Raw genomic sequence first — 8,550 nt, 5'->3', positions numbered from 1 at the left:
CGAAGTGCGGTGGAGGGGTCCTTTCGGCTCGAGAGGCCCCTCCACCATGCTGCGCATGGTCCCCCTCCCCTGCAAATGCAGGGGAGGAATTGGTGATGCATGATGCGCTCACGGCGCTGGAAGCACTGACCGAGGACGAGATTCGGCTGGTGCTGGGCGGGGCGACCGAGGCCGATGCGCTGGTGTTCGACGCGGATTGGGAGAGCTGGGTTCGGGAGGGGCAGGAACCTCCCGCCGGCGTCTGGCGGCAGTGGGTGATGCTGGCGGGGCGGGGCTTCGGCAAAACCCGGGCGGGGGCGGAATATGTCTCGGCCTTCGCGCGGGACCATCCGGAGGCGGCGATCGCTTTGGTCGGCGCGACGGCGGACGAGGCGCGGGCGGTGATGATCGAGGGGCCGAGCGGGCTGCTCGCGGTGGCGCGGGCGGACGAGCGGGCGGCGATGCGCTGGCTCCCCTCGCGCAAGCGGCTGGTCTTCGCCAGCGGCGCCGAGGCGCGGCTCTTTTCGGCGGCGAACCCGGAGAGCTTGCGCGGACCCGAGCATCATCTCGCCTGGTGCGACGAGCTCGCCAAGTGGAAGCGGGCGGAGGCGGCGTGGAACAACCTTCGCCTCGGCCTCCGCCTGGGCGAGGTGCCGCGCGCGATCGTGACGACGACCCCCCGGCCGGTGCCTTTGCTCAAGCAATTGCTCGCCGATCCCGCGACCGCGACCAGCGGCGGCCCGAGCCGGGCCAATCCCCATGTCGCCGGGGATTTTCTCGACGCGGCGGAGGCGATCCATGGCGGGACACGGTTCGGCCGGCAGGAGCTGGAGGGCGTGCTGCTCGACGATCTCGAAGGGGCGCTGTGGAGCCGCGCGCTGATCGAGGCGAGCCGGGGCGCGCCGCCGCCGCGCGGGACACTGCGGCGGATCGTCGTCGGGGTCGATCCGCCGGCGGGGGCGGCGGGGACCTGCGGGATAGGCGTGTGCGGCCTGGACCAGGCCGGGATCGGCCATGTGCTGGCCGATTGCAGCGTCACCGGGCTGGGACCCGACGGCTGGGCGCGGAAGGTCGCGGCGGCGGCCGAGGCGTGGGGCGCCCACCGGGTGATCGCCGAGGCGAACAATGGCGGCAAGATGGTCGAGAGCGTGCTGCGCGGCGCCGAGGCCGGGCTGCCGGTCAGCCTCGTCCACGCCGCCGACGGCAAGGTGGCGCGCGCCGAGCCGGTGATGGTCGCCTTCGAGAACGGACGGGCGCGGCTGGCGGGCCATTTCCCGGCGCTGGAGGACGAGCTGGCCGGGCTGATCTACGGCGGCGACTATCGCGGGCCCGGCGACAGCCCGGACCGGGCGGACGCGATGGTGTGGGCGCTCACCGAGCTGGTGGTGAAGCCGCCGCGCGCGGAGCCGCGGATTCGGGCGCTGTGAGGGAAGAGGTCGCGCCTACTCGGTGGTTTCGCCGTCCCATTCGTCATTGGCGTGATCGGCCTCGGCCTGAGCCTTGTCCTTGTGGACGACTTGGTCCTTGTGCTCGGGCGGGCCGTAGATGGTGTAGAGCTTGAGCGGCCGGTCGCCGGCGATGACGTTGTGGCGGGCGCCGGCGGGGACGATCACCGCGAAGTCGTCCGCGACCCTGTTCTCCGCGCCGTCGATCAGGATCACGCCCTCGCCCTCCTCGATCCTAAGGAATTGATCGCGATCCTCGTGCACCTCCTCGCCGATGTCGCAGCCCGGGGGCAGCGTCATCAGCACGAGCTGGAGGTTCTTGCCGGTGTAGAGCACGCGGCGGAAATCCTCATTGGCGAGCGTCGCGCGCTCGATATCGTCGCAATAGCCTCTCATTGCCGCTCACTCCTTCCATGCCCCCGATAACCGCCGGGATCGTTTCGGGTTCAACCGGAAATCCCGATGGCTGTGATCGGACGGGCGAGCGCAGGCGGGCTATTCGTCCATCAGCTCGCCCGAGCCGCCGATCTCGGCGGGGAAATCGCGCAGCTTGGGGAGGCCGTCCTTCATCGGCAGCACCGTCTCCTGATAATGGAGGTGGACGCCCGGCACGAAAGCCAAGCCGGGGAGGGTCGAGGCGTGGACGTCGGTCATGCCGAGCGTGGGATGCTCGACCAGGACATGCCCGCCGCAGCCGGTGCAATAGCGCCGGCCGCTGAAGCCGGTCTTGTGGTAGGTGCCGAGCTTGTCCTCGCCCTTGGTGACGCTGACCTCGCCCGCCTTCCACAGCGTGAACGCCGCCACCGGCGCGCCCGCGTAGGAGCGGCACGACCCGCAATGGCAATAGCCCATCGCCTCGGGCGCCCCCCGCGCCTCGATCTCCACAGCCCCGCAGAAGCAGCTTCCCTGGTAAGTGTCGGTCATGTCGGCCTCCTTTCCGATTCCATACAATAGATGATCCGTACGCCGGCAACAGACTTGGATCGCGGCGCGACGCGGGCACCGCGCCTCCGCAATGCCGGGGGGACACGGAGCGGCTGCCTTTTTACTTTTCTGGTCCGTCGCCATAGACAATTCATTGCCGCGGAACAGGCGCTGCGGTGGAGACCTGCCGATGCCATGGCTTTGGAAGGTAATTCTCGTCGGAGCGCTGCTCGGGCTTTGCGTGTTCCTTGCCGCGGCGGTCCCGTGGCTGCCAGCCCGGCTGGGCTTCCTCGCTCTCGGTGCCGTCGTCTTCATCTGGGCGATGCGCGATCCGGCCTTGGCCTACCGCCGGGCATTTCACTTCCTGATCATGCTCCCCGCCATCCCCTTGGGCTTCTCGGTAAGCGCGGGAATGTTCGGCGCGGAGGCTCAGCAAGGCGGCATTTTCAAGGTCATCGTCGATGGCAGTCAGGCGCTTTCGCCCTGGCTTTGGTTCGGTCTCGCCGCGCTCTGTCTGATTGGGGATGCGCTTGTGGCGGCGAGGGACCGTGCGGGCCGACGGCAAGTGTATCAGGCAGAGGCGATCCGCGCAGACCTGATCGAGGGACGCAAGCTGGTACGGGTCGAGTTTCCATTCCGGCCGACCCGCGATGCCGCCGTCGTTGGCGCCGAGATTCGACTGAGAGGCATTGGAAATTACTCTGAGGGCGTGACAACCCAGATCACGATCGGCGGGATTACGGATGATGCGACGCCGAACAAGCCCCAGCGGGTGAGGGCTGGGACCTCCGCCGGTGTAATGGTGAAGCTGGAACTGGACGAGCAAGCCTTCCGGCGGATTCGAAAGCGTCGCGGCGGCTTCTTTGGTCGCTTTCCAATCACCGGCGCCGTCAAGCTGCGCGCGGACTCACGCATCGAGCCGCTGCCGATCACGCTCGCTTGACACCCATTTCAGGCGACAAGATTCCTCAGGCGCGCGGTGGGGGAAATCCTTCTGACCACCAGTTCCTGAAGTTCGTCGTCCACCCGCAGGATGATGAGGATATCGAGGATATTGTACGAATAGCTGGATGGCTCGACGGGTGTCTTGTTCCCCGGCTCAATCCCCTGATCGAAATCGCCGACGAGGAGGTTCATCGCGATCCGGAAATCGTCGCGAGGACGGCCCGATTTCTCGAGGAGGTCCAGGGATGCGTCGCGAGTTCGCTGGACGTCCGCAGGATAGACGAGCTTGTAAGAAGCAGACGCCATTCGCGGGCGATCCAATTGCGGTCGCGAGCCACGACGCGCTTCCAAGCAACTTCTAAGGTGCCGTATCGATCTCCGCAAGCACGCGCTCGGTGAGCGCCGATTCGTCCTTGGGCCCGAGCTCACGACGCGACCGCTTGTTCCTGATCGCTTCTTCGACGGCCTTGACGGCAATAGGAACGATCATTCGCGTCGCACATGCGATCATCTCGTTTGCCGCGCCGTGAAGTTTCTCCTTTTCCTGCTCGTGGGCAGCGGCTGTCGCCGGCGCCAGATCGCCGGCCTCCTCCGCAACCATCTCCCGCAGCATCGCCTCGCTCTGCTGCCTGTCCGCCTCGAGCAGCGATTGCAGGTCCGCGATCGAGACGAGCGCCGCCACCGGCTTTCCGTTGCGCTGGATCACGGTACGTCGGCCGCGCGCCCAGCACTCATCGACAAACTCGCTGAAGGACTGGCGCACCTCGCTCGCCTGCACTTCCCGCGCGTCTCCGAAGCTTCCACTCTGAATTCCAGGCATTTCGACTCACTCCTGCCGTCACGACTCGTCGGCTTTGTACGTGTCGTACGCTTTGTACATTATGTACAATCCGTTTCGCAAGAGTTAATTCGCGAATGATGATGGAAATGCCGGGCCTCTCACCGGGCCCCGAGGAACCGCACCAATGCCGTCCCCTTCCGTACGCATTGAGCGCGCTCTCATGCCTCCTTCCGGCTTCGCGCCGATGGAAGCAGGCAGCCGATCAGGCCGGTCCGCCAATGGAGCTGTTCGTCTGGAAGCCTCACCGCGTGTGCCGCCGCGCCTGCTCGACGATCGTCTCGAACCGGCTCGGCGCCTCGTCGCCGAAATCGCGCTCGGAGTAGCGCCACCGGCGGCCGTCCCTGCGGCCGATCAGCAGGCGCAGATGAGAGTTCGGCTGATATCCCGTCGACTCGGCGGGATCGGTCTCGACATAGGCGATATCCTTCCAAGGGATTGTCGTCTCGCCGCGCCAGGAATCCAGCAGGATTCCGTGCGGATAAAGCGCGACCGCCGGCCGCGCGCGGAGGCGGCGTCGCTCGGCGAGGAGGAGGAAGACGAGCGTCGGCGTGCCGGCAAAGGCGAGCATTCCCAGATCGAACGCGCCGCGCTGTGTGTCCCATGTTCCCGCCAGCCAGAAGAGGATCGCAACGAGCGCGGGCCACAATTTCCGCTCGCGCCCAATCTGGTCGCCATATTCGTAATGGATCGCGGCTTCGGGCAGCGGACCGGGCGCTTCGAGCCGCCGGGGCGAGGCGCGGCCATGGGCGGCGGCGAAGGCGAGATAGGCGAACGCAAGCGCGCCGGCACCGGCACCGATCAGAAGATTGACCGGGTCCGCCGGCACCCAGCCGATCACCTCTTGGTAGAGGCTTTCGATCAAGGCCGATCCGCCCGCTGACCACCCCTAATAATGCAGCGCCCGTCCGTAAGCGTCGAGCACGCTCTCGTGCATCATCTCGCTCAAGGTCGGGTGCGGGAAGACGGTGTGCATGAGCTCGGCTTCGGTGGTTTCGAGCTGGCGGGCGACGGCATAGCCCTGGATCAGCTCGGTGACCTCGGCGCCGACCATGTGGGCGCCCAATAGCTCGCCCGTAGCCTCGTCGAACACGGTCTTGATGAAGCCCTCCGCCTCGCCAAGCGCGATCGCCTTGCCGTTGCCGATGAAGGGGAATTTGCCGACCTTGACCTCATGGCCGGCCTCCTTCGCCGCGGCTTCGGTGAGGCCGACCGACGCGACCTGTGGGTGGCAATAGGTGCAGCCCGGGATGTTCCAGGTCTCGAACGGGTGCGGCTTCTTCCCCGCGATCGCCTCGACGCAGACGACGCCCTCGTGGCTCGCCTTGTGCGCGAGCCAGGGCGGGCCGGTGACGTCGCCGATGGCGTAGATTCCCTCGACATTGGTGCGAGCGTAGCCGTCGACAAGGATATGGCCGCGGTCGGTCTTCACGCCGAGCGCCTCGAGGCCGATCTGCTCGCTGTTGGGGGCGATGCCGATCGCGACAATGGCGTGGCTATACTCGCTGGTCGTGACGTTGCCATCGGCGCCCTTGATCGCGGCCTTCACGCCCGCTTTCGACGCCTCCAATTTCTCGACGCCGGCGCCGACGTGGATCGTCATGCCCTGCTTGGCCAGCGCCTTGTGCATGAAAGCGCTCACCTCCTCGTCCTCGACGGGGAGGATGCGCGGCAGCATCTCGACGATCGTGACCTCGGCGCCCATGTCCGAATAGAAGCTGGCGAACTCGACCCCGATCGCGCCCGAGCCGACGACCAGCAATTTGGTCGGCATCTCCTTGGGCACCATCGCGTGGCGATAGGTCCAGATCCGCTCGCCGTCCGCCTTGGCGAAGGGCAGGTCGCGGGCGCGGGCGCCGGTGGCGACGATGATGTGCTTGGCCGAAAGCTCGGTCTTAGTCCCGTCCTTCGTGACGACGAGCCTGCTCTTGCCCGCGAGCACGCCATCGCCCTCGACGACCGTCACCTTGTTCTTCTTCATCAGCCCCTTGACGCCCGCGTTGAGCTGGCCGGCGACTTTGCGGCTGCGCTCGACGATCGCGGCGAGATCGAAGCCCGTTTTCTCGGCCTTGAGCCCGTAGGCCGAGGCGTGGGTGAGGTAGTGGTAGATTTCGGAGGTGCGGAGCAGCGCCTTGGTCGGGATGCAGCCCCAGTTGAGGCAGATGCCACCCAATTTCTCGCGCTCGACGATCGCGGTTTTCAGGCCCAGCTGGCTCGCCCGGATCGCCGCGACATAGCCGCCGGGACCGGAGCCGAGAACGATGAGATCGTAAGTGTCAGCCATTCATAACTCCTATGCCCTCTCCCCTCGCGGGAGAGGGGGAAGGCATCAAGCCAGCATCCCCAGCGGGTTTTCGACGAGGCGCTTGAAGGCCTGCATCAGCCTTGCGCCGTCGGCGCCGTCGATGGCGCGGTGGTCGAAGCTGCCGGTGGCGCTCATCACGGTGGCGATCTGCAAGGAGTCGTTGACGACATAAGGGCGCTTCTCGCCCGCGCCGATCGCCATGATCATGCCCTGCGGCGGATTGATCACCGCGTCGAACGCCTTGATCCCGAACATCCCCATGTTCGAGATCGACGCCGTCCCGCCCTGATATTCGTGCGGCTGGAGCTTGCCCTCCTTCGCCCGGGCGGCGAGCTCGGCCATCTCCTTCGAGATGACAGAGAGGCTCTTGCTGTCGGCGCTCGCGACGATCGGGGTGATCAGGCCGCCCGGTATGGAGACCGCGACGCTGATATCGGCGCGGCTGTATTGGAGCAGCTGGTCGCCGGAGAGCGAGACGTTGCACTCCGGCACCTCGATCAGGGCGACGGCGAGCGCCTTGATCAGCAAATCGTTGACGGAGAGCTTCACGCCCCGGCTCTCCAGCCCCTTGTTCAATTCGCCGCGTAGCTTGAGCAAGGCGTCGAGCTGGATGTCGACGGTGAGATAGATATGCGGGATCGTCTGCTTCGCCTCGGTGAGGCGGCGCGCGATCGTCTTTCGCATGTTGGAGAGCTTGACCGCTTCGTGCGGGATCTCGGTGTCGATCACGGCCGGCGCGGCGGCGGGCGCTTCCTTGGCGGGCGCCTTGCCTCCTGCGCCTTCGATATCGGCCTTGACGATCCGCCCGCCCGGGCCCGACCCGGAGACGGCGCCGAGGTCGATCCCCTGCGCCTCGGCGAGCCGCCGCGCGAGCGGGCTGGCCTTCACGCGGTCGCCCTTGGCGCTCGGCTGGGGCTGCGGCGCGGGCCGTTGCGGAGGCGGCGCGGCGTCCACCTTCGGCGCTTCCGCCTTGGCGGGCGGGGGGACCGGATCGGCCTTAGGCGCGGCGGCAGGCGCAGCCTTTGCGGCGGCCGCATGCTCAGGCTGCTTGCTGCCCCCGGCAGCAAGGTCCTTCGCATCCTCATCCTCGCCCGCGATCAGGGCGATGACGGTGCCGACCTTCACCTCGTCGGTGCCCTCGGCGACCAGGATTTTGGCGATCGTGCCCTCGTCGACCGCCTCGAACTCCATCGTCGCCTTGTCGGTCTCGATCTCCGCCAGGATATCACCGGAGGCGACCGTGTCGCCCTCCTTCACCAGCCATTTGGCGAGCGTCCCTTCCTCCATCGTGGGGCTGAGAGCCGGCATCTTGAGTTCAATCGGCATCGGAAGGCTTCCCTTGCGCGAGCGGGCGGCGTCTCCAAACAGCATGAGACCGCTTGGGGTCAAGGGCAAGGCTTGCCTCGCCGCGCGATATCCGTCAGCCTCCGGTGCGAACGGGAGGACCGATGCGCTCGTACCTGGTCGTGATGGACGAGACCGAGGAGGCCCAGGCCGCCTTGCGCTATGCGGCGCGGCGAGCGGCACGGACCGGCGGCGTCGTCGAGATCCTAGCCCTCATCCCGCAGCAGGAATTCTCCCAATGGGGCGCGGTCCAGGCGGCGATGGAGGAGGAGGCGCGGCTGCGCGCCGAGGCGATGCTGGTCCAAGCCTCCGGCGCGATCCTCGAGGAGGCCGGGATCAAGCCTTCGATCACGGTCAAGCAGGGCGATCCCGTCAAGGCGGTCGCCGAGATGCTGAAGGAGCGCGACGACATTTCCGCGCTGGTCCTCGCCGCGGCGGAAGGCGCGCCCGGCCCGCTGATCAGCCATTTCGCGGGATCGGCGGCGGGGAGCCTCCCCTGCCCGCTGGTGATCGTCCCGGCCAGCTTGAGCGACGAGGCCCTTGCGGGCCTCGCCTAGGCCTCAGCCGCGCTCGCCGGCGGGCGGGCGCGGACGGGGTGCCGGACGACGGCGCGGCGGCGGGCAGTTGCAGCGCGCGCGGCGGGCGCGCGGGCGGCGCGTCTCGACCACTTCCTCGATGACCTCCTCGATCACGTAGGAGGAGGAAGCGGCGGTCGTCGTCGTCTCGATGATGATCGGATAGGCGTAATAGCCGTAGCCATAGCCGCCGCC

11 protein-coding genes are annotated in these 8,550 nt (G+C 67.3%); 3 read left to right on the top strand and 8 right to left on the bottom strand.

Translation table 11 applies throughout. The annotated features are described in order from the left end of the window. The first annotated feature begins 95 nt into the window (after positions 1-95). Positions 96-1,406, top strand: a complete 1,311-nt coding sequence (locus ACT4N8_RS12485; protein ID WP_444858453.1) for a DNA-packaging protein — start codon at positions 96-98, stop codon at positions 1,404-1,406. Positions 1,407-1,421: 15 nt separating this feature from the next. Here the strand turns inward: ACT4N8_RS12485 and ACT4N8_RS12480 are convergent, their stop codons facing one another. Next, the gene (locus tag ACT4N8_RS12480; protein ID WP_444858452.1) at positions 1,422-1,820 is read right to left on the bottom strand and encodes a cupin domain-containing protein; all 399 of its coding nucleotides are present in this window, start codon (positions 1,818-1,820) and stop codon (positions 1,422-1,424) included. Positions 1,821-1,919: 99 nt separating this feature from the next. After that, positions 1,920-2,348 carry a GFA family protein gene (locus ACT4N8_RS12475; protein WP_444858451.1) on the bottom strand — a complete coding sequence of 143 codons (429 nt, stop codon included), beginning with the start codon at positions 2,346-2,348 and terminating at the stop codon, positions 1,920-1,922. Between the two features lie 190 nt (positions 2,349-2,538). Here ACT4N8_RS12475 and ACT4N8_RS12470 point away from each other — a divergent pair, with 190 nt between their 5' ends. Beyond that, positions 2,539-3,291 carry a hypothetical protein gene (locus ACT4N8_RS12470; protein WP_444858450.1) on the top strand — a complete coding sequence of 251 codons (753 nt, stop codon included), beginning with the start codon at positions 2,539-2,541 and terminating at the stop codon, positions 3,289-3,291. Between the two features lie 8 nt (positions 3,292-3,299). On the opposite strand, the gene ACT4N8_RS12465 is transcribed toward ACT4N8_RS12470, so the two are convergent. The 5 genes from ACT4N8_RS12465 to ACT4N8_RS12445 form a co-directional block, all read right to left on the bottom strand. Next, positions 3,300-3,599, bottom strand: a complete 300-nt coding sequence (locus ACT4N8_RS12465; protein ID WP_444858449.1) for a hypothetical protein — start codon at positions 3,597-3,599, stop codon at positions 3,300-3,302. Positions 3,600-3,651: 52 nt separating this feature from the next. Beyond that, positions 3,652-4,071 carry a type II toxin-antitoxin system Phd/YefM family antitoxin gene (locus ACT4N8_RS12460; RefSeq protein ID WP_444858448.1) on the bottom strand — a complete coding sequence of 140 codons (420 nt, stop codon included), beginning with the start codon at positions 4,069-4,071 and terminating at the stop codon, positions 3,652-3,654. A gap of 304 nt (positions 4,072-4,375) precedes the next feature. Continuing rightward, positions 4,376-4,996 carry a hypothetical protein gene (locus ACT4N8_RS12455; RefSeq protein ID WP_444858447.1) on the bottom strand — a complete coding sequence of 207 codons (621 nt, stop codon included), beginning with the start codon at positions 4,994-4,996 and terminating at the stop codon, positions 4,376-4,378. A 24-nt stretch (positions 4,997-5,020) separates the two neighbouring features. Further along, positions 5,021-6,415, bottom strand: a complete 1,395-nt coding sequence (gene lpdA / locus ACT4N8_RS12450; RefSeq protein WP_444858446.1) for a dihydrolipoyl dehydrogenase — start codon at positions 6,413-6,415, stop codon at positions 5,021-5,023. Positions 6,416-6,460: 45 nt separating this feature from the next. Further along, positions 6,461-7,762: a pyruvate dehydrogenase complex dihydrolipoamide acetyltransferase gene (locus ACT4N8_RS12445; protein WP_444858445.1), complete on the bottom strand. Its 1,302-nt coding sequence runs from the start codon at positions 7,760-7,762 to the stop codon at positions 6,461-6,463. Positions 7,763-7,884: 122 nt separating this feature from the next. On the opposite strand from ACT4N8_RS12445, the gene ACT4N8_RS12440 reads away from it, so the two are divergent. After that, a complete protein-coding gene (locus ACT4N8_RS12440; RefSeq protein WP_444858444.1) occupies positions 7,885-8,337 on the top strand; it encodes a universal stress protein in 453 nt (150 codons plus the stop codon). Between the two features lie 3 nt (positions 8,338-8,340). Here the strand turns inward: ACT4N8_RS12440 and ACT4N8_RS12435 are convergent. Beyond that, a partial coding sequence (locus ACT4N8_RS12435; protein WP_444858443.1) for a hypothetical protein occupies positions 8,341-8,550 on the bottom strand: 210 nt, incomplete at its 5' end.

The sequence above is a fragment of the Sphingosinicella sp. genome, assembly GCF_052387495.1.
Lineage (GTDB): Bacteria > Pseudomonadota > Alphaproteobacteria > Sphingomonadales > Sphingomonadaceae > Allosphingosinicella.
This window is presented reverse-complemented; position numbering and strand designations above follow the sequence as displayed.

Coding starts and splice junctions, on each gene's coding strand:
- lpdA (WP_444858446.1), bottom strand. CDS start 6,415: ATGGCTGACACTTACGATCTCATCGTTCTCGGCTCCGGTCCCGGCGGC.
- ACT4N8_RS12485 (WP_444858453.1), top strand. CDS start 96: ATGCATGATGCGCTCACGGCGCTGGAAGCACTGACCGAGGACGAGATT.
- ACT4N8_RS12440 (WP_444858444.1), top strand. CDS start 7,885: ATGCGCTCGTACCTGGTCGTGATGGACGAGACCGAGGAGGCCCAGGCC.
- ACT4N8_RS12470 (WP_444858450.1), top strand. CDS start 2,539: ATGCCATGGCTTTGGAAGGTAATTCTCGTCGGAGCGCTGCTCGGGCTT.
- ACT4N8_RS12475 (WP_444858451.1), bottom strand. CDS start 2,348: ATGACCGACACTTACCAGGGAAGCTGCTTCTGCGGGGCTGTGGAGATC.
- ACT4N8_RS12445 (WP_444858445.1), bottom strand. CDS start 7,762: ATGCCGATTGAACTCAAGATGCCGGCTCTCAGCCCCACGATGGAGGAA.
- ACT4N8_RS12480 (WP_444858452.1), bottom strand. CDS start 1,820: ATGAGAGGCTATTGCGACGATATCGAGCGCGCGACGCTCGCCAATGAG.
- ACT4N8_RS12465 (WP_444858449.1), bottom strand. CDS start 3,599: ATGGCGTCTGCTTCTTACAAGCTCGTCTATCCTGCGGACGTCCAGCGA.